18 protein-coding genes are annotated in these 19,518 nt (G+C 66.1%); 10 read left to right on the plus strand and 8 right to left on the minus strand.

Going from position 1 to position 19,518, the window contains the following annotated elements; all coding sequences use genetic code 11:
* Positions 1-26 precede the first annotated feature (26 nt).
* Positions 27-449 (plus strand): hypothetical protein, encoded by a 423-nt coding sequence (locus KVP70_RS16395; protein ID WP_217943285.1) that lies wholly within the window; start codon positions 27-29, stop codon positions 447-449.
* 8 nt (positions 450-457) lie between these two features.
* On the opposite strand, the gene KVP70_RS16400 is transcribed toward KVP70_RS16395, so the two are convergent.
* Together KVP70_RS16400 and KVP70_RS16405 are read right to left on the minus strand one after the other, a co-directional pair.
* On the minus strand, positions 458-697 hold the full coding sequence (locus tag KVP70_RS16400) for a hypothetical protein (RefSeq protein WP_020706326.1): 240 nt from the start codon (positions 695-697) through the stop codon (positions 458-460).
* Positions 698-776: 79 nt separating this feature from the next.
* A complete protein-coding gene (locus KVP70_RS16405; RefSeq protein WP_217943286.1) occupies positions 777-2,216 on the minus strand; it encodes a M20/M25/M40 family metallo-hydrolase in 1,440 nt (479 codons plus the stop codon).
* A 137-nt stretch (positions 2,217-2,353) separates the two neighbouring features.
* Between KVP70_RS16405 and KVP70_RS16410 the strand changes: the two genes are divergently transcribed.
* From KVP70_RS16410 to KVP70_RS16445, 8 genes are all read left to right on the plus strand, one after another.
* The gene (locus KVP70_RS16410) at positions 2,354-2,884 is read left to right on the plus strand and encodes a GNAT family N-acetyltransferase (protein WP_217943287.1); all 531 of its coding nucleotides are present in this window, start codon (positions 2,354-2,356) and stop codon (positions 2,882-2,884) included.
* 152 nt (positions 2,885-3,036) lie between these two features.
* Entirely contained in the window at positions 3,037-3,450 is a 414-nt protein-coding gene (locus KVP70_RS16415) for a glycine zipper 2TM domain-containing protein (RefSeq protein ID WP_416053868.1), read from the plus strand.
* Positions 3,451-3,539: 89 nt separating this feature from the next.
* Complete coding sequence (locus tag KVP70_RS16420) at positions 3,540-4,577, plus strand: serine/threonine-protein kinase (protein ID WP_217943289.1); 1,038 nt, start codon at positions 3,540-3,542, stop codon at positions 4,575-4,577.
* Positions 4,577-7,006 carry an FtsW/RodA/SpoVE family cell cycle protein gene (locus KVP70_RS16425; RefSeq protein WP_229224864.1) on the plus strand — a complete coding sequence of 810 codons (2,430 nt, stop codon included), beginning with the start codon at positions 4,577-4,579 and terminating at the stop codon, positions 7,004-7,006. The genes KVP70_RS16420 and KVP70_RS16425 overlap by 1 nt, the downstream gene beginning before the upstream one ends.
* Positions 7,007-7,009: 3 nt before the next feature.
* Positions 7,010-8,581, plus strand: coding sequence for a hypothetical protein (locus KVP70_RS16430; protein WP_217943290.1), 1,572 nt, complete (start codon positions 7,010-7,012; stop codon positions 8,579-8,581).
* Positions 8,582-8,598: 17 nt separating this feature from the next.
* Positions 8,599-9,108: an SH3 domain-containing protein gene (locus tag KVP70_RS16435; RefSeq protein WP_217943291.1), complete on the plus strand. Its 510-nt coding sequence runs from the start codon at positions 8,599-8,601 to the stop codon at positions 9,106-9,108.
* A gap of 89 nt (positions 9,109-9,197) precedes the next feature.
* Positions 9,198-10,208, plus strand: coding sequence for a PP2C family protein-serine/threonine phosphatase (locus KVP70_RS16440; RefSeq protein ID WP_217943292.1), 1,011 nt, complete (start codon positions 9,198-9,200; stop codon positions 10,206-10,208).
* 116 nt (positions 10,209-10,324) lie between these two features.
* Complete coding sequence (locus KVP70_RS16445; protein ID WP_229224865.1) at positions 10,325-11,857, plus strand: FHA domain-containing protein; 1,533 nt, start codon at positions 10,325-10,327, stop codon at positions 11,855-11,857.
* 10 nt (positions 11,858-11,867) lie between these two features.
* Here KVP70_RS16445 and KVP70_RS16450 read toward each other — a convergent pair whose 3' ends face one another.
* The 3 genes from KVP70_RS16450 to KVP70_RS16460 form a co-directional block, all read right to left on the minus strand.
* Positions 11,868-12,746 carry a pirin family protein gene (locus KVP70_RS16450; protein WP_217943293.1) on the minus strand — a complete coding sequence of 293 codons (879 nt, stop codon included), beginning with the start codon at positions 12,744-12,746 and terminating at the stop codon, positions 11,868-11,870.
* A gap of 4 nt (positions 12,747-12,750) precedes the next feature.
* A complete protein-coding gene (locus tag KVP70_RS16455; RefSeq protein WP_217943294.1) occupies positions 12,751-13,149 on the minus strand; it encodes an OsmC family protein in 399 nt (132 codons plus the stop codon).
* A gap of 76 nt (positions 13,150-13,225) precedes the next feature.
* A complete protein-coding gene (locus KVP70_RS16460; protein ID WP_217943295.1) occupies positions 13,226-13,513 on the minus strand; it encodes a DUF1330 domain-containing protein in 288 nt (95 codons plus the stop codon).
* A 100-nt stretch (positions 13,514-13,613) separates the two neighbouring features.
* Between KVP70_RS16460 and KVP70_RS16465 the strand changes: the two genes are divergently transcribed.
* The gene (locus KVP70_RS16465; RefSeq protein ID WP_217943296.1) at positions 13,614-14,498 is read left to right on the plus strand and encodes a LysR substrate-binding domain-containing protein; all 885 of its coding nucleotides are present in this window, start codon (positions 13,614-13,616) and stop codon (positions 14,496-14,498) included.
* Here KVP70_RS16465 and KVP70_RS16470 read toward each other — a convergent pair whose 3' ends face one another.
* Genes KVP70_RS16470 through KVP70_RS16480 form a run of 3 tightly spaced genes read right to left on the minus strand, consistent with a single transcriptional unit; the run spans position 14,499 to position 19,502 of the window.
* The gene (locus KVP70_RS16470) at positions 14,499-14,843 is read right to left on the minus strand and encodes a zinc ribbon domain-containing protein YjdM (RefSeq protein WP_217943297.1); all 345 of its coding nucleotides are present in this window, start codon (positions 14,841-14,843) and stop codon (positions 14,499-14,501) included.
* Positions 14,844-14,897: 54 nt separating this feature from the next.
* On the minus strand, positions 14,898-17,207 hold the full coding sequence (locus KVP70_RS16475) for an SUMF1/EgtB/PvdO family nonheme iron enzyme (RefSeq protein WP_217943298.1): 2,310 nt from the start codon (positions 17,205-17,207) through the stop codon (positions 14,898-14,900).
* A gap of 33 nt (positions 17,208-17,240) precedes the next feature.
* Positions 17,241-19,502: a hypothetical protein gene (locus tag KVP70_RS16480; RefSeq protein WP_217943299.1), complete on the minus strand. Its 2,262-nt coding sequence runs from the start codon at positions 19,500-19,502 to the stop codon at positions 17,241-17,243.
* Positions 19,503-19,518: the final 16 nt, after the last annotated feature.

A 19,518-nucleotide genomic window follows, 5' to 3' on the forward strand; every position in this document is an offset into this window, starting at 1 on the left:
ATCCAAACCCAATAGGTCTAACAAAGATGGAAGAGCGCATCGCAAAACTTGAGGCCATATCCGACAGCACCGTTGCGACGGTCGCTGCGCTGAGGACTGACATGAACGATCGATTCAAGCTTGTCGATGCACAATTAGCCGAGCTGCGCCGGCAAAAAGTCGAGACCGAAATCATCCTGGGCCGACTCGATGCCCAAGCAATTCAACTCGCCGATCTTCGACAGTACATAGAACACCGTTTTGCCGTTAGCCGGGAAGAAACGAATCTGCGCTTCAATCAAGTCGAATTGCGTCTCAAAGACCTGGAGAGACAAATGGATGAGCAAGCCTACCAGCTCAAAGAATTCCGGTCGGAATTCCGCTACATCACTCGCTGGATCATGGGCACCCAATTCACCGTCGTCTTATTCCTGCTGGGGCTGGCCGCAAAGATGTTTTACCCGTCCTGAACGCCGCCTCAGGCCAGCCTGACCAGCGGATTGGCGATGATGTTGTCGATCTGGCGGATCGCCTCATCGCAGGCGGCGGCGATGGCTTCGTCTTCGGTGTCGCGCATGAACTGCATGGTGGCGCCCTCGAACACCTCCACCCCATCGGCGCCGGCGCGCGCGATGTCGCAGCTGGCGGTCCAGCGGCGGTCGGTGGTTGGCAACGCGGTCGGCACGATCTCCCAGCCCTTGTAATGCATCTTGTCCATGACGCTCTCCTCGATAAGCAAACAGACTATCACGAAGCGCCAGGCGCGCCGCGCACGGATGCGCTGCGCGCCTGCCTCATCAGTCCTCGCTGTCCTGGTGCGCGGTGCGGCCGATCGGCTGCTCCATATTCGCCAGGAACCAGCTCAGCGAGGTCATCACCGCCACATGGCGCTTCAATTCCAGCGGGCTGACCTTGTCCAGCGTGTCGGCCGGCGTGTGGTGGTAGTTGAAGTAGGCCGACGAATCGACCATCGGCTCGAACACCGGCACGCCGGCGCGCTCCATCGGGCTGGTATCGGCCGCGCCGGCGATGTCGTGGCGTTCGAACTGGCCGGCGCCGATCGGCGCCAGCGCATCCTTCAGCGGCGCGAAGTACTTCACCATCGGCGGCGTCACGCTGCCGATAAAGCCGAACGGACGGCCACCGCCGCTGTCCGACTCGATGGCGGCGAAGTGCTTATCCAGCTTGTCCTTGTTCGCATCGAAGTAAGCCTTGCCGCCACGGGTGCCGTTTTCCTCGTTCATCCACGCGATCACGCGGATGGTGCGGCGCGGATGCAGGTTCAGCTTCTTCAGCGTCTCGATCACGCCCATGGCGCCGGCCACGCCGGTGCCATCGTCGTGGGCGCCGGTGCCCAGGTCCCAGGAATCGAGGTGGCCGGAGACGATCACCACTTCATCGGCCTTGTCGCTGCCCGGCCAGTCGGCGATGACGTTGAAGCTGTCGGCGTCCGGCAGGTTTTGCGGGGTCAGCGTCAGGTGCATCTTGACCGGGCCACGCGCCAGCAGGCGGTCCAGCAGCAGCACGTCCTCGGTGGTGATGGCGGCGGCGGGAATGCGCGCGCCGTCGACCAGGCCGGTCACGCCGGTGTGCGGAATGCGGAAGTTGGCGCCGCCGACCGAGCGCACCAGCGCCGCCGCCGCACCCAGTTCCGCCGCCATCTTGGGACCGACGTAGCGGAAGCCCGCGCCCGGACCATAAGCCGCGCCAGCGTGGCCGCGATCGGCCAGCTCCTGGTCGAACGGTACGTCCACCAGCACGATGCTGCCCTTCACCTGGGCCGCCTTGGCTTTCAACTCATCCAGGCTGCGCACCACCAGCACCGGCGCGGTCAGGCCGGCGGCGGGCGTGGCGCCGGAACCGCCCAGCGCCGTCAGCACAATCTTCTGCGTGATACCGGCCGGACGGCCGTTGTAGTCGACCAGTTCCGCCGTCTCCGCGCCGCGCACCCAGTGCGGCACCTTGACCGGTTGCAGCGTCACCTTGGCGCCCAGCTTGCGCATGGCGGCCGCCACCTGCTCCACCGCCGCTGCAGCACCCGCGGAACCGGACAGGCGCGGCCCGACCAGATCGGTCAGGTCGGCCAGGCGCTCGTAGGCCCAGTCGCTCTTCATCGCGCTGTCGCGGATCTGGGCCAGGGTGGCCGGATCGTTGGCTGGAGCGGCGATGGCGCCAACGCTCAACAAGCAGCTGGCAAGGACGGTCAGGGACAACGGGGACTTGAAGACGGATTTCATGCTTTTCCTATGGACGTTGGATGGTGAGTTGCAAGAACGATCTAAACGATAACCTATCGTGGAGATCTTGTCATCAATGTTGATTTGTTATGGCCATTGCACTACCATGAACCTTCAACCATGCGAAGAAAGCGTCTATGCTCAAGGGTTCACTCTGCACCGTGCGCCACCTGCTGACCGCCGACCTGAACACCTTCATCGCGCTGGTCAACGACCTGCCGTCGCGCGGCGACCACTTCTCCGCCCACTTCAAGTCGCCGGAGACGATGCGCAAGGAGTTCATGCAGAACGGTTTCGTCAGCGACGACAGCGAGCTGTTTGTCATCGAGGACAGCCTGCACCACATCGTCGGCGTCATCACGCACTTCAAAAGCCGCACGCCGATCACGCGCGAAATTGGCTACCGCCTGTTCGACCCCAAGCTGGCCGGACGCGGTTACGTGACCGAAGCATGCCGCATGCTGGTCGATTACCTGTTCAAGGTCCACCAGTACCACCGGCTCGAGCTGCTGACGGCGCCGGAGAACGTGGCCTCGATCCGCGTGGCGCAAAAATGCGGCTTCAGTGCTGAAGGCACGCTGCGCCAGAGCTTTTTCATCAATGGCCGCTACCAGGATGTGCAGGTTTTCAGCCTGCTGCGCCCCGAATGGGAGGCGCTCCGGGGATAAATGTAACAAGCCATTACCGGAGTGGCCGGTTTGTAAGCATGTGTATAAGACGTGGTGTATTCGCTCTCAGGCTATATAGTGGAGTCACTGGCCAACGTATCATTCCGATCCGGGCCACGGCAAGGGGAAATACCATGTTGAGCAAAAAATTTATGGGTGTAGCGTTACTGGCCGCAGCAGCAGTATCGTCGTCGGCCTACGCAGGCGACCGTGATTTCAACACGGTAGCCGGTGCTGTGGTAGGCGCCGCCATCGGCCACAACGCCGGTGGCCGCGATGGCGCCATCGTCGGCGGCCTGGTTGGCGCGGCAGTGGGCAACAGCATCAACACCGGTGACCGCTACTACGATCGCGGCCGCGGTGACCGCTACGTGGAGACCCGTGTGTACACGCAGCCCGCCCCGGTCTACTACGAGCCGGCCCCGATCTACTATGAACCGGCGCCACGCTACTACGCCCCGCCGCCGCGCGTGGTGTACGTTGAACCGGCCCGTCCTTACTACCGCGAGTATCGCGAAGAGCGCTGGGAACATCACCACCATCATCGCGATCGCTGGGACCGTTAAACTCCCAGGCATCATCGAGGCCCTTCGGGGCCTTTTTTTTTCGTCTTCCCCCCGCTAGCCGAGCGTAACGGCGCGGGCCGAGGGAAATCATGACGACAACAGACGCAATCATCGCTTTGGAACTGGGCCACTACCGGCTGCGCGAGCAGATCGGCGGATCGGCCTACGGCATCATCTGGCGCGCCAGCGGGCCGCCGGCCACGCGCGATGTCGCCATCAAATTGATCAACCGCGAGCAGATGGCGCGCGCCCTGCCCGCCCAGCGCGACCGCTGGATCGCCAGCGCAAACAACGAAATCGGCTTCCTGCAATCGCTGGAGCCATGGGACGAACGCCACATCGTGCGGCTGCTCGACAGCGGCTGGCACGAAGGCTTGCCGGTGCTGGCGCTGGAGCTGATGGCGACAGACCTGGGCAAGCACATGATCGCGCTGAAGGGTCGTGGCGAGGCGGTCCCGCTGCCACGGATACTCAGTTGGATAGGCCAGATCAATCAGGCACTGGCCAAGGTGCACCAATACGGTTGGCGCTACCTGGACCTGAAGCCGGCCAACGTGCTGCTGGATCGGGACCTGGGCACCGTCAAGCTGGCCGATTTCGGCACCAACCGCCAGTTGGGCAGTCTGCAAGTTCACTCGTATGCCGGCACCGCCAATTGGCAGGCGCCGGAACAGTTCTTCCCGGCCGACGGCGGCGGCTACGCCACCGGCCCGCGCAGCGACTACTTCTCGCTGGGCGCGATGTTCTACTTCCTGGTCACCGGCGGCCTGCCGCTGCGCTTTTGCAGCGATTGCGGACAGGCCTACCGCGAGCACCACACCGCCGGCGCCGACCTGCTGCGCAGCTTGAATGGCGGCGCGATTCCGGCCGCGCTGCACGGCGAGGAAGAGGCGCGCTTCGCCACGGCGATTCCCGCGCCGATGCGCGACACGGCACTGGAGCTGCTACGCACGCTGCTCCATCTCGATCCGGCGCAACGTCCGCGCCACGCGATCCAGATCAGCCGCATGCTGCACGCGATCCAGGGTGTCAAGCCACAGCGCGGAATGTTCGATCCCGCAGACCCCGTCCACAGCATGAATCGGCCAACCGCCGACAACCACTGGCACCACATTCAGGGGGCATAATGACTATCTCGCTGCGCCGGTCCTTCACCGCGCCCCGCGCCTCCTTCGCACGACCAAGCATCGGCGACCTGGGCGCCGTGATCGCGCGCGCAGCCGCCAGGAATACCGGCTTGGCCCTCACGCTGGCGATGTTGACCGTCTTGTGCGGCTTGCAGGCGCTGGCCTTGTTGCGCGCACCAGCCGCATGGCTGCCAAGCGCCATCACAGTCAAACTGGCGCCGGGCGAAACGATCACGCTGGGCCAGCACGAATTGGCGGCGCCGCAGTCGGACCGCAACCACCTGTCCCTGCGCCGCGATGCGCAGGACGGCTGGACGCTGCGCAATCTGAGCGCGACGCGTCAAGTGATACTGCTGCGCGACGGCAGCGAACAGCGCATGGGCAGCATCACGCTGCTGGCCGGCCAGCGCTTTCAGATCGACGGCGCGCTGTTCGATGTGCGCGGCGCAGATTCCGGCAGCATCACCTTCGCCCGCGATGGTCACGAATGGCGCTACGACGGCGCGGTGTTGTATCGCGACGGTCATCAGCAAGCCAATTGCCCCGAGTCGCACCTGGCCTCCAGGCTGCTGTCGCTGTGGAATCGCGCCATGCCTGGCCTGCTGACAATTTCGCGTCCGCTGTCCTTCGGCGGCAATCTGTATTGCGACAATCGTCTGGGACTGGCTCAAGTGACTCCCGGCGCGGCGCAAATCGCGCGCGGCAACGGCGGGCTCCAGCTCTCGGCCGGCAACCCTGATGGCGACCGCGCGGCGGTGCTGGTCCACAGCGCAGGCTTGCAGACCGATTTGCGCAAACAGGAAGCATCGCTGGAAGGCGTGAAGGCGATGGTGGTCGGCCATACGCGCTTCCAGCTGAACGCTGACGGCGACCAACTCACGCTGTACCCCAGCCGCCACGTCACCCTGTTCAACGCGCCGGACCTGAAACTGCCGGATCACGTCACCTGGCAATGGCAGCAACGCGCGCTGTGGGATGGCGGCCAGTCAAAGGCCATCTGGGCCGTGCTGGCAGTCTGCCTGGCTTGCATGGCTGCCAGCCTCGCACTGTCGGCGCGCCGGCCTGGCCGCGCTCACAGTGTCCCCATGCTGCTGGCCGCAAGCGGTGTGCTGATCTGCGGCGTCATCGCATTGGTCGCCCAGCGCGCGGGCTTTGCGCCTAGCGCCGCCAGTTCGATGCTGCTTGCCGCCTGCGCGCTGCTGCTGTGGCTCGCGCTGCCCGGCCGCCTCACGCTGCTGACCGCTGCGGGGGTGGTGCTGCTGGCCGCCGGCCTGCTGTCGCAACTGGAGCTGGGCCTGGGCGCACCCGAATCGTCCTGGCTGCGCTATTACCAGAAGAGTGCCGCCATGCTGGCGATAGGCGCCGGCCTTGGCGGCCTGCTGCGCCTGTGGGCACAGCGCCAGGCAACGCGCGGCGCGCATCTTCAACAGCGCAGCATCGAATGGCTGCTCGCGCTGTTCGCCGCCGTGGCGCTGGCTGCGCTGGCCGCGCAAGTGCTGTGGGGCGACGAACAAGGCGTCTTCGATTTGCAGCCGGTGGAGCTGGCAAAACTCGCACTCACCGCCCTCACCGCCCACTGCCTGGCGCTGCGCTTCAACTGGCACGCCGGCCCGCAAGGGCTGTCCGAGCACGGCGCCCGCTGGCTACAACTGATCGCGCCCGCGCTGCTGTTCCTGGCGCTGCTGGGCCTTTCGCTGGTGCAGGTCGACGACTTCTCTCCGCTGATCCTGCTGCTGATCTGGAGCGCCGTCATGGCCTTTGCCTACGCACTGGCCACGCGCAACCGCAAGCTGGCCGGCGCGCTGGTCGCGTTGACGCTGACGGCCGCCGCCGCCATCGTCTACCTGCGCTGCGTCGGCACGGACGACCTGATACGCTGGGGCTTCTACGCCGACCGCTTCCTGGTCTGGCTCAATCCCGCCGAACATCCGCACACCGGCCAACAGCTGCTGCTGGGCGCGCGCGCCATCAGCGACGGCGGCTGGCTGGGCGCCGACCACTGGCTCGGCCTGCGCTCGCTCGGCATGGCGGCCGGCGGCGCGGTGCAGATACCCGCCGTGCAGGACGATTTCGCCGCGTCCTTCTTCCTCAACCGCCACGGCCTGGCCGGCGGCCTGCTGCTGTGGGTGGCGCAAGCCGCTTTAGTGGCCGGTATCGCTTTCACCGCAGCGCGCGCCTATCAGGCCGGCGCCGTGGCGCGCGACTTCCGCCACGCCTGGTCCGGCCGCTTCCGCTACTTCGCGCTGTGCGGCGGCGGCGCCTTCGTGCTGGGCCACTTCCTGCTGTCCTGGGGCACCAACCTGGCCATCTTCCCCATCATGGGCCAGCCCATGAGTTTTCTCTCGGCCGGCGGCAGCCACCTGCTGTTTTTCCTTTGCCCCCTGCTAGCGTTTAGTGCCATCAGCGCGCAATCTTTAGAAGGAGAATGAATCATGCCGATCTATGTACAACACGAAGTCCTGGGCCGCATCCCCGACGTCTTCAACGCCGAAGCGATCTGGCAGGCGCCCGGCCTTGCGCTGTTCTCGCGCCGCCCGCTGCTGCGCGACCTGCTCGAACGCAGCCCGCGTGAGCACAAGGGCCGCGCCGCCACGCGCTGCTTCTCCCATGTGACGCTGATGCTGCCGCAAGAAGAAGTCGACGACGACTACCACCTGACCCGTGGCGCCCGCGCGCGCGACCTGGCGCAGACGCTGACGGCGCTGCACCAGAAGGACTTCGGCGACCTGCTGGGCGGCGACCAGGTGCGCTACGACGTGATCGGCACTTCGCAGCTGGCGCCGGGCGAGATCGAGGTCAAGTTCGGGCACGCGGTGTATCTGCCAGCGGCGGACGAGAAGATCCTCTACAACGTCAGCGTCTCACGCGACAGCGCGATCTGGCATCCGGTCTGCCCGATCTACCCCAACCAGCGCCTGGCGCTGATCGGCGGCGAAGGCGGCGAAGCGAGCTTCATCGCCAGCGGCTGGCCGTTCAGTTCCGACGGCGCCATCCTCATCATCAACGACGGCCCGGATGCGCCGCCCGTGGTGCAGATGCGGCCCAAGGACGCCTTCGAATGCCGTTTCGATCCGCGCAGCGGCTACTACACCATCAAATCCCTGCGCGAAGCACCGGGCGGCAGCCCGCGCCTGATGCTCAAGATCGGCCGCACCGGCGCCGCCGCGCCGCGTCCCCAGGCTAGTGCGGCCGTCGACACCATCAGCATCACCCCGGTGGCGGCGACCGTCGCCGGCAAGCCGGCGGTCTGGCAAAGCCGCGCCAACGGCGGCGCCGCGCCCGAGCTGACGGCGATCCCGGTCAGCCACAAGCCGGCCAACAACGCCGGCGAAAGCGACGCCACCTACGCGCCGATCTCGCAGCAGCGCGTCAGCCTGGTGGCGCTGGCGATGCCGCGCCTGAGCCGCTACCGCGACACCGGTGCGCAAGCGATGGAGCTGCCATTCAACCACGCGCTGGCCTTGTCCACTGGCGGCCCTGCGGCCATCAGCTTCGTGGTCGACGCCTCCGATGAACTGTACGCCTGCACCGCCGAAGGCCGCCAGCGCATCACCGCGCCGGCCACCTTCACGCCGGTCGATACGCAGGCGATCCGCGTGCTGGCGGCCGCGCCGCAGATGGCGGACCGCTACCGCGCCATGATCTGCCTGGTGCAACCGGTCGGCGCCTCCGTGGCGAGCGGCGCGCGCTTCAGCTTTGGCCGCAACTCGCCGATGCTGGCGGCGCTGCGCCTGCTCGATTCGCCGCGCTTCCTCAAGCGCGCCAACGGCGCCAACACCGCCAGCGCCGACCGCATCGGCCTGTCGCGCGACGCCTTCAGCTTCGAGGCGACGGCGCAGGGCTACAAGATCGGCCGCCTCAGCGCCTCGCAGGCCCTGTACCACCTGGACGACAAGCTGGAATTCGTCGCCAGCATCGGCGACGCCAACACCGACGCGCCCTACCTGCTGCCCAATGGCCATCACCTGGTAGCGGGCCATTATGTGCTGCGCTTTGACGCCTGAGAACCCGGGGAGCTTGCATGGAAACGGCTAAACTCTACGCTGCGGGCGCCTTCGCGGCGGGCGCCTTCGCGGCGGGGCTGGTGATCACGCTGTTCCTGGCCGCCTACCTGACGCCGCGCCAGTGGTGGCGCCGCCCGAACGCGCGCGCGCTGCTCATCATGATGGTCGGCGCCTGGGGCTTCGGCAGCCTGATACTGTACGCGGTGCACGGCCGTCAGACCGGGAACGACGTCACCGTCGCCGCCACACCGGACCGCAACACGGAAGCGCGCGCGCTGACGGCGGCCGTGGCGACACGAGAGGCCGCGGCCCTGATAGCAGGCCGACCGTTCGCCGTCCACCGCGACTTGAACCTGCGCGCCGCAGCCGGCGTGCACTCGGCCCGCCTGGTCACCGTGCCTGCCGGCGCCAGCGTCACGCCGACCGGCGCGCGCAACGGCGACTGGTGGCAGATCAAGGCCAGCGTCGCCGGCCGCGAGAACACCGGCTGGGTCAACAGCCTGTGGCTGCGCCGGAGCGGCGAATGAGGCCCGCGCATTCAGGCACCCCATCCCACGCCGGCATTTTTTCAGCTAAGCTGTGGCCTTTCGCCTCCCGCGCCACGGCGCCCGCCCCGATGACACGTATCACCGACCTGCAGGACTTCGGCCCCGGCCTGGACATCGCCGCCCGCAGCAGCGCCAGCATCAGCAAGCTGCAAGTACCGGAGAACCAGGACAACCTGCTGATCATCGACGCCAGCGGCCACGCCGTCTTCCTGCGCGACCAGTCCCCGCACAGCATCACGCTGCCCGACTGGCCACGCGGGCACGTGCGGCTGGCGGTGTTGGACGGCATGGGCGGCCATGGCAACGGCCGCGAAGCCGCCGAAGCCGTGGCCACCGGCCTGCTGCTGATCCCCGCCTGCACCACGCAGGAACAACTCGGCGCCCGCCTCGACGCCCTGCATGCCCGTTTGCAAGAGCAGTTCCGCAGCGCCGGCGACGACGACAGCTTCCGCCGCCCCGGCACCACGCTGACGCTGCTCGAGATACCGCCCGGCGCCGCGCCGATGCTGTACCACGTCGGCGATTCGCGCCTCTACGAAGTCACCGCCGACGGCGCCCGCCCGCTGACGGTGGACCACGTGCCCGCCACCTCGTTCGCCATGCACGGCCTGCTGGGCGAGCGGGAATGGTGGCAGCAGGTCCACGGCGAACACCGCGCCCAGATCGCGCAGGCCTACATCCTCGGCAACGCTTTCGCCAATCCACAGGTGCTCGACGACGGCCTGATGGCGCTGAGCGCGGCCAACCTGCCGCCCTTCCTGCACCAGCTGGCCGACCGCCGCCTGCTGACCGTGCGCACGGACGCTACCTATCTGCTAGCCACCGACGGCTTCTGGTCCTGCGGCCGGCCGCTGCAATGGACCGCGCGCTGGCCGGCGTTGCTGGCCCGGCCGGGCCACTCGGTCGGCGCCGCGCTCGACGCCCTGTTCAACGACTATGCCAACCACCCGCCGCCCGAACTCCACATCGACAACCTCAGCGCCATCGTGCTGCGTTTCGCCCCGCCGCGCGAACCCGCGCTCGGCGAAAACGTTGACGAAACGGCACTCCCGCACGCATCAATTCCTTCACATTTTTGACAACTGGCGGCGCATGTGTTGCGCCGTCGGATTGAATGCCCTTGAGATCGCCACATTGGTTGCCAAGCAGAGTGTAAACCGCATAAACTGACGGGTATCCCATCGGTCGGTTCACCATGAAAAAATGCAGTAATGCCCAGCACCCGCATTGCACCTACTGGGTCATGCCAGGAGCGCAAGCTTGCGAAGGCGGCCACGCCCAAGCAGAGCCCTCCAGCTTCGACCTGCTGAGTGCCGTGCGCAGCACCCGTTCCGGCGCCCCCGGCACGATGCTCGATGCCGCCCCTGCCGAAACCGCCCACGCCCCAAGCACCTACGCCCGCCCCCTGCAACGCGCCCAGTCCGAGCGCCCGCAGCTGCACATCAGCGGCTTCGACCCGCGCGCCGCCGGCGGCCGCCAGACCCTGAAGATGGAGTTGCGCGGCATGCCGGAAGCCTGCGCGCCGCAGCTGACGCTGCAAGTGCAGTCCGACCTGATCCCCAACGGCGCCGCGTGCCAGCAGTTCGTGCGCGCCACCAACGGCGAATGGCGTCCCGTGTTTGTCGAGTTCTCCTCGCGCGGCAAGGAGCACGGCCAGTACCAGATCAGCATCGAGCTGCTGAGCCAACACGCCGAACTGGCGTCGCGCAAATGGGTGTGCACCTTCGTCATCCTGGTGCCGCGCCTGGACGCCACGCTGACCGAAATCCACCGCATCTTCCTCAGCACCCACAAGAACGTGCGCGTGATGGCGGACGACGCCTCCATCGCCCGCGTCAGCGCGCAGGGCGGCGACAGCCTCGATATCGATGTCACCGCGCGCAACGCCGGCATCGCCCACCTGGACCTGAACGCACCGGCCGGCAAGGTCGACCTGGGCTTCACGACCATCGCCTGGGACGAGGACCTGATCGAGATCGACATGCCGCTGGCGACCGCCATGCATCCGCATCCAAGCCGCGCCGCCTGCCTGGTCAACGCCGCGCCGGAAGCCGGCGCGCAGCGCCAGATCCGCCTGTTCGCGATGGAAGAATGCGTGCTGGGACGCTTTGAACTGGTCGATCCGGAGTCGCATCTGCTGTTGACCCACTACGGCGCCGACGGCCAGGACACCAACGGCCTCACGCGCCGCCTGTCCGGGCGCCATGCGGTGATACGCCGCTGCGGCCAGGGTTTTGAAATCGAAGACGTGTCGCGCTACGGCCTGCTGCTCGATGGCGTCTGGCCCGGCAAGCACAAGCCGACCGCGCTGCGGCTGGGCATGCGCATTGAACTCAGCGCCAGCATCAAGGGCATCGTGGTGTTGTCGGTGTCGGCCATCATGCCGCACGGCGTGATCCTGCACCGTATCGACCAGGGCGCCAACGCCGAATGCTTCTACCTGCTGATGCCGGAAACGCATCCCGGCTATCCGGTCAAGGCGTTTGCCGCCGCGCCGCATGCGGCCGCGCTGCCGCTGCTGCTGCACCGCGACGGCGGCTTCTGGCACCTGGACCAGCTGACCGGCAAGGAAACCGCGCTGGCCCCCACCGTGCCGCTCGATAAACTGAGCCGCATCGCCCGCCACAACCGCTTTGCCAGCGATCCGTATCCGGAACACTGGATCATCCGCACCGGCGCCACCGACCTGTATAGCACCGTGGCGGCCAACGCCATGTCGACCGCCTGAGCTGAAGCGCTTACGCCGGCTTCTTCGCCGGCAGCGGAATGAACTCGGTTTCGCCCGGCACTTTGTCGAAGCGCTGCGCTTCCCAATCCTCGCTGGCCTGGACGATGCGCTCCTTGCGCGACGAGACGAAATTCCACGACATGTAGCGGTGGCCATCGAGCGCCTCGCCACCGATCACCACGAACTGCGCATCCGCATCCGCCTTGATCAGCTGCGCCGTCGTCGTATCGAGCAGCGCCATCGTGTGCAGCGCCAGCGGCGCGCCGTCGATCTGCAATTCGCCGGTGATCGGATAGATCGCCGCTTCCGCCGGCAGGCCGCTCAGCGCCAGCTCGTGGCCGGCCTTCAAGGTCACGTCCAAATACAGCGTCTGGCTGTAGGTCTTCACCGGCGAGGTCTGGCCGAAGGCCGAACCGACCAGCACGCGCACGCGGGCGCCATCGACCTCAAATTCAGGAATGTCGCCGGACGGCGTGTGGCAGAAGCCCGGCTCATCCTCCTCATGCGCGACCGGCAGCGCGGCCCACAGCTGCAGGCCGTGCGTGCGGTGCGGCTTGCCAACCAAGTCCTTGGGCGTGCGCTCGGAGTGGACGATGCCGCGGCCGGACGTCATCCAGTTGATCGCACCGGGTTCGATGCGCTGCACGCTGCCAATGCTGTCGCGATGGTCCATCGCGCCTTCAAACAGATAGGTCACGGTGGCCAGGCCGATATGCGGATGCGGACGCACGTCATGGTCGGCATCGAGCGGCACGTCGACCGGTCCGAAATGGTCGAAGAAGATGAACGGTCCCACCGCCTGCTTGATCGCGGACGGCAAATAGCGGCGCACGACAAAGCCGCCGCCGAGGTCTTTCTCGTGGCCCTTGAGCAGAGTCGAAATCGTCATGATCTTACCCCAGCACCGTGGTGACTTCGGTGGTCACGGACGTCATCAGTTTGTGGATCGGGCATTTCTGCGCGGCGGCCAGCAATTCGCTGCGCTGGGTCTCGGTCAGGTTGCCAGTCAGGTGCAGCGTGGCGGCCAGGCGGTAGGTGCCCTGGCGTTCTTCGCTGGCGTCGCGCTCCATGCTCACTTCCACATGCTCCAGCGGGATGTTCTTGCGCTTGGCGTACCACACCACGGTCAGCGCCTTGCATGCGCTCAGCGCCGCGTCGTACAGGTCGTGGGGCGAAGGGCCGGCATCGCTGCCGCCCTCATCCACCGATCCGTCCGTGGACAGGATATGGTTGCGCACATGGACGATGTGGCGCATTGGCAGCGACTGGTCGCGCAGTACTTTGATAGTCATACGATGGTCCTTGAAAACGGCATTATCAAAACCGTCACTCTACACCGTTTGACCTGGTTGCGCCTCTCCTAAACGTTCAGAGGCCGCTCAGCAGCACCAGCGAAAAATCGGCGCCGCTTTGGCGCAGCTTTTTCAACGGCGCGTGTTCAGGATCGTTGTACCAGGCCTGCGCATGCTCCATCGACGGGAATTCAACAATGATCTGCGTTTCCGGCAACTGCGGCGCGCCCTCCAGCACCACTGGCGCCACTTTCGCCAGCGCCTTGCCGCCATGTTTTTGCGCCAGCGCGGGCATGCGGGCGCTGTACTCGGCCACCCAGTCCGAGTTGCGTAAGGTGAGATATCCGATTGCGTAGGCTGCCATGATGAACTCCTTGCTGTTGAATGAGGCTCCATTATTATTCGAAGTCATCGCAGCATAAATGAGCTAGAATTTCATAGACTCGTAACTAAAACTTCCGAATATGAGCGATAAACTCCGCAGCATGCAGGTCTTCGTGGCCGCCGCCACCGCGCGCAGCTTCGCCGCCGCTGCGCAGACCCTGGACATGTCGCCGGTCATGGTCGGCAAACATGTGCAGGCGCTGGAGCAGGAACTGGGCGCGCGCTTGATCGAGCGCACAACGCGCAGGCAAGCGCTGACCGAAATCGGCGCGGTCTACCTGGAGCGCTGCCGCGACGTGCTGGCCAGTGTGGAAGCGGCCGACAGCGTGGCCGAGCACCTGCGCGCGGAACCGCAGGGCAGCCTGCGCGTCTCCGCGCCCGCCACGTATGGCGAACATCGGCTCATGCCCGTCATCGGCGCTTATGCCGCGCTGTACCCGCAGGTGAAAATAGATCTGCTACTGACCAACCGCGTGATCGACATGGCCGAGGAAGGCGTCGACGTCGCGATCCGCTCCGGCACGCTGGTCGACAGTGGCTTGATCGCACGGCCTTTACGGCCGGGCCGCGTGCTGCTCGCCGCCAGCCCGGAGTACCTGAAGCGGCGCGGCACGCCACGCCATCCGTCGGACCTGGAAAAGCATGACTGCCTGGTGTTTTCCGACTGGCGCCCGCACGCGGCGTGGCGCTTCCGCAAGGGAGAGGAACAGATCGAGGTGCCGGTGCGCAGTTCCTTCGTCAGCAATACGGGTACGTCGCTGGTCTCTGGTGCGATTGCGGGGATGGGGATCGCGATGCAGGCGGACCTGCTGCTGGAGCCGGCGCTGGCGGCGGGCAAACTGGTACGGCTGCTGCCGAAGTGGGAACTGCCGTCGCGGCCCATGCACATACTGCGCCGGCCGGAAGCGCGCCCCAGCGCCAAAGTCCGCAGCTTCGTCGACTTTGCGCTGGAGCGGCTGGGGTGATTACACGACTTTTTTAACGAACTCGGTTTTCAGGCTCATGGCGCCGAAGCCGTCGATCTTGCAATCGATATCGTGGTCGCTGTCGACCAGGCGAATATTCTTGACCTTGGTGCCTACTTTGACGGTGCCGCCACCGCCCTTCAATTTCAAATCCTTGATCACGGTCACAGTATCGCCATCCTGCAGGATGTTACCGACGGAGTCGCGATACACCTTGGCGCCTTCTTCGGCGGCTTCGGCAGCGGTGGCGCTCCACTCGTGGGCGCATTCCGGGCAGACCAGCTGGGCGCCGTCTTCGTAGGTGAATTCGGAATTACATTTTGGGCAGGGTGGCAAAGCGCTCATGGTACGGTCCTGGTGTTTTGAAGAAGGCAGCATTATACCAGTTCTTACCTGAAGTTAGACCAATTTTCGCGCCACCCGGAAGCCGACGATATCGTTGGCCAGCACCGCCGAAAAGCCGTTGCGCACCGACGAGCGCAGATAGCGCGGGTTATACAGCCACGAGCCGCCACGCAACACGCGCCGCACCTGGTCGCCGCTCTCTTCCCATGCGCTGCCGTCGACCGGAGCGCCGGCGTAGTTATCGTGCACCACGTCCTGGGTCCATTCCCACACGTTGCCGTGCATGTCGAACAGGCCCCACGGGTTGGGCTGGAACGTGCCGGCCTTGTTGGTCCCCTGCAGATACGCGCCGCGCGGGCTGCCGTTGTAGGTGTAGTGGCCGTCGTAGTTGGCCTGCTCGGTGGTGATGGCGTCGCCGAAGCTGAAGGCGGTCTTGGTGCCGGCGCGGCAGGCGTATTCCCACTCCGCCTCGCTCGGCAGGCGGTAGGTCTGACCGGTCTTCTCCGACAGCCAGCGCAGATACAGCTGCGCGTCGACCCAGCTGACGCCCACCACGGGGTGCTCGTCGGTCTGCGCGAAGCCGGGAGCGCGCCAGTCGGTATCCGATTGCGATTCCCAGCCGGTGGCGCGCACGAACTGCCGCCACTGTCCAACCGTGACCGGCGAGCGCCCCATCGCGAACGAATGCTCGATGCCGACCCAGTGCTGCGGCGTTTCGCGCTCCAACCAGTTTTTCTGCGCGCCGGCCTTGATCGCCGCCGCCTGTTCATGCTCGTGTGAGCCCATCTGGAAACGGCCGGTAGGGATCAGCACCAGATCGGGGCCGACGCCGGTGCCGTCGATAAAGCGGTCGCGCAGCACGCCGTTGGCGTCGGCGACCGGGCTGCCTGCCGTCGGCATCAGCGCTGCCAGTTCGGCGGCGTTGCGTTCGGCCTGCTGCTTGCGGTGGCGCTCCTGCTCGGAGCGATACGCCGCCTCGGCCTTCAGTTGCGCCGCTTTGCGTTGCTGCTCCTCGCGTTCCTCGCGCGCCTGCTTGGCGTCGGCGTCGCGGCGCGCCTGCAACTGCTCGCGCAAGGCCTGCTTGCGGGCCAGCGCTGCGGCTTCCGCCTCGGCGCGCTGCTTGGCCTCCAGCGCGCGGCGTTGCTGGTCCAGCTTCACTTTTTCTGCGGCCGCTGCCTGGGCTTGCGCCTGGCGCCGGGCGGCCAGTTCCGCCGCCATCGCCTGCCGTTTCAGTTCGGCGGCGCGCGCCTGTTCCGCCTGCGCCGCCTTGGCCTCGGCATGCGCCGTTTGCTCGGACTGGCGCTGCTGTTCACGCTCCTGCATCTGGCGTGCCTGGGCGGCCAACTCTTCCTCGCTCGGACCGTCGGCGCGACGCAGCTCCACCAGCAGCTCGCTGACCGAAGCTGGACGGCGTTCCTGCGCATAGGCGAAGCCGTTCTGCAGCACCTTCCACTGCGCCGGATTGAGGCCCTGCGCCGGCGATGGATGGAAATCGGCCGGCCGCATGTCGTCGAACGGCATGCGGCCTTCCAGCAGCTGGTAGATCATCACGGCGACGGCGTAGACATCCAGCTTGGGCGAAGGCTGGCGTTGATGCGTGCCCGCCTCCGGCGCGCGGTAGCCGACGGTGCCGGCATTGGGCGTCTGCAAACCGAGGCTGCTGCCGGCGCTGCGCGCGCGCGAGGCGATGCCGAAGTCCAGCAGCTTGATCTCGCCGCGCTGGGTCAGGAACACGTTGCCGGGCTTGATGTCGCGGTGCACCAGCTTGTGCTTGTCCCAGGCGTATTGCAGGGCGTCACCCACAGGCGCCAGCAGGCGGTAGATGGCTTCCAGCGGCAACGGGCCTTGCGCCGCCAGATAGGCGTCGAGGTCCTGTCCTTCCAGGTATTCCATGATGATGAAATAGCTGGAGGTGGCCGGGTCCTGCGCCCATTCATAGACGCGGACGATGTTTTCATGCGCCAGCTTGCGCGCCTGCGTCGCTTCCTCGATCAGCAACTTGGCGTGGGTGGCGCTCTGGGTCAGCTGCGGCGGCAGTATCTTCAGGGCCACCATGTCGCTGTGGCCCAGCTCCGCGTGGGTGGCCAGGTCGGTCGCCTGCCACACCTGGCCCATGCCGCCCATGCCGATCAGGCGTTCCAGCCGGTAGCGGCGGTTTTGCGGGCCGATCTCCTGGCTGGACATCAGTCCAAGTTCGGTGCCCTGTCGTGCCGCCGGCGGTGCGGCCGTGACGCTGCCTCCCGGCGGCGCGTATTCCGCATCCAGGATGGCGTTCTTGCGGCGGTCGAACTCCTGCAAGCTCAGTAGACCGTCATCATGTAAGGCCCGCAGTTCGCGGATCTTGTCTCTTGCTGTTTGCATCATTAAACGAAGTGTAACCGTTCCCGCGTCAAGCGTTTAAGCTAAAGGCACGCCGCACTGGGCGCAGAATTTGTCCAAAGGGTGGCCGGCCCGCGTCGGATGGCCGTTGGCGCAGTAGCGCGCCGGCGCCGGCACGGGAGCGCCGGCCTGCGCCACGCCGATGCCCAGCTGGCTCTGCGTGGTCAACGCACTGGCGCTGGCCGTGTTCTGCACGTTCAGCAGGTCGAGCTGGTGGCGGCGGTCCTTGTCCATTTCCGCGTCGCGGTGCGCGCGCTCTTCCAGCACCCGCTCATGCGCCTGCTGCGCCGCTTCGGCCGGGGTCACGCCGTGTTCGGCCGCCACCACCTGCGCCAAGGCCTGGATCTGTTCGGCCGTCATGCCACCCTGGATCTGCATCTTCATGATCTGCGTGAGCGCTTCGGCGTTCGGCGCGGCAGCGGTGGCCACCTTGCCGGTATCGCTCAATCGGCCGATGGCTTCGATGCGCGTGAGTTCATGCGCTTGCTGCGCCAGCAGCACATCGTACTCGCCCTTCCAGCGCGCGAACTTCTCGTCGCGGTCATGCTCGAGCTTTTTCAGTTCGCGCTGCCATTGCGCTTCCTGTTCCTTTTGCTTGAGTATCTGGCGCTGCTCATCCACTGCCAGCTGATCCACCATCGCCTGCTTGTTGACGGCGAGGTTCTGGCGCTGATGCACGCCGTCCGCCTCGATGGTGCGCAGCAGCTTTTCATACTGGGCCACCGAATCGGCTTGCGCGCCGGCGCGCTTGAGCTCTTCGATCTTCTGGTTGATCTCGGCCACCTGCACGGCGTTGGCGGCATCCTTGACGGCGTCATCGCGCAGCAGTTCGCGCTGGCGGGCCAGTTGCAGCTGGTCTTCCCATTCCTGCACGCGCTCGGCCTCCCTGCGGCGCGCGGCGCTGGCCAGCGTCAGGCCCTGGATGCGTTCATTGTGGCCTTCGGCCTCGATGTGCAGTTCGCGCTCTTTCTCGGCCTTCTCGCGCTGACGCAGCCCGGCCAGCTCACTGCGCCGATGCGACTCGTCCTCGATCAGCAACGCCTGCGCCATCTGGTTCTCGATGGCTTGGTGGCGCAGCTGGTGCGACAGGCGCTGCTGCGCCAACTGGCGCTGTTCGGCGGCCGTCTGCTGCAGCACTTCGAGCTCGGTGCGCATCTTGATCTGGGCCAGATGGCGCACATGCTCCCAGTCCGCCTGCTCGCCGGCGCGGTGGGATTTGTTCTTCGCCAGCTCGTGTTCCAGATCGGCCAGCACGGTGCCGGCGCCTTTGTCGACGGCGACCTTGCGGGTTTTCGATTCCATCACGCGGCTGTACAGGTCCACTTCGCGCGCGCGCAGCGCCTGCATGCGCTCGGCCTCCTTGAACGTCAGCTCGGCCTTGTTGACGCCCGCGTCCTGGCGCAATTCGGCTCGGCGCAGGTCGGAGCGCATCTTCTGCTCTTCGCGCCAGATCGCCTGCCATTCCTCTTCGTCGTAGATCTGATCCAGCTGCTTGACGTGCTCCAGCTGCACATGACGCTCGTCCGCCACCAGCCACAGGGTGCCGATGCGTTCGCGGTTGTGGTCGAACTTATCGTGCCGCAGCGCGGCCGTCTCCACGCGATCGACGGCCAACCCGTAGCCTGCCAGGCGCAGCTTCAATGCGGCTTGCAGGCGCTCGTCCAGTTGCAGACGCAGGTCGGCGTTGTGCGCCATGTCGCGCATCGAGCGGCTGCCGATGAATTCCGCCGCCACCTGATGCACCGAGGGACCCAGCAGGTCGTGCAGATGCTGGGTGCTGACGGTCCCGGGCACGGTCATGAAGTGCTGGGCGAAGGCCGGCACGTTCTCGATGCGGATGGCGACCGTGAAGCGGGCCGCCACCTTCAAGTGCTCCGCCGTTTGCAGGTCGCCGAACGCAAACTCCACCGGCAGCGCCGCGCTGCGGGTGATGAGGATTTCCGCGTTCTGGTTGCGCAGCAGGTGGTTCAGGCGGGTGAAGAAGCCTTCGATTTCGTACTCGCCCTGCGGCACCTCGGTGGCCTTGTCGGCTTGCAGGATGTAGGCGCGCGAGGTGGCCGGCACGCGCAGCGTTTTGGTGAAGATGCCGGACAAGGCGCTCACGCCGAAGTACACGGCCAGTTCGTCGTCGCCGGGTATCCAGCGGTTATCGCGCAGCACCGGCTCGCTGCGCGGCGCGCCCAAGGTCAGACCGCAGTGCTTGCAGTAGCCCGACTGGTCGTCGTTTTTGTGCTCGCAACGCGGGCATTTTACGCCGCCAAAACCAAACATTTGGAACATGTCAGACTCCTTCTTC

Origin of the sequence: Duganella violaceipulchra, assembly GCF_019166075.1 — a bacterium.
In the GTDB taxonomy this organism is placed as follows: domain Bacteria; phylum Pseudomonadota; class Gammaproteobacteria; order Burkholderiales; family Burkholderiaceae_D; genus Rugamonas; species Rugamonas violaceipulchra.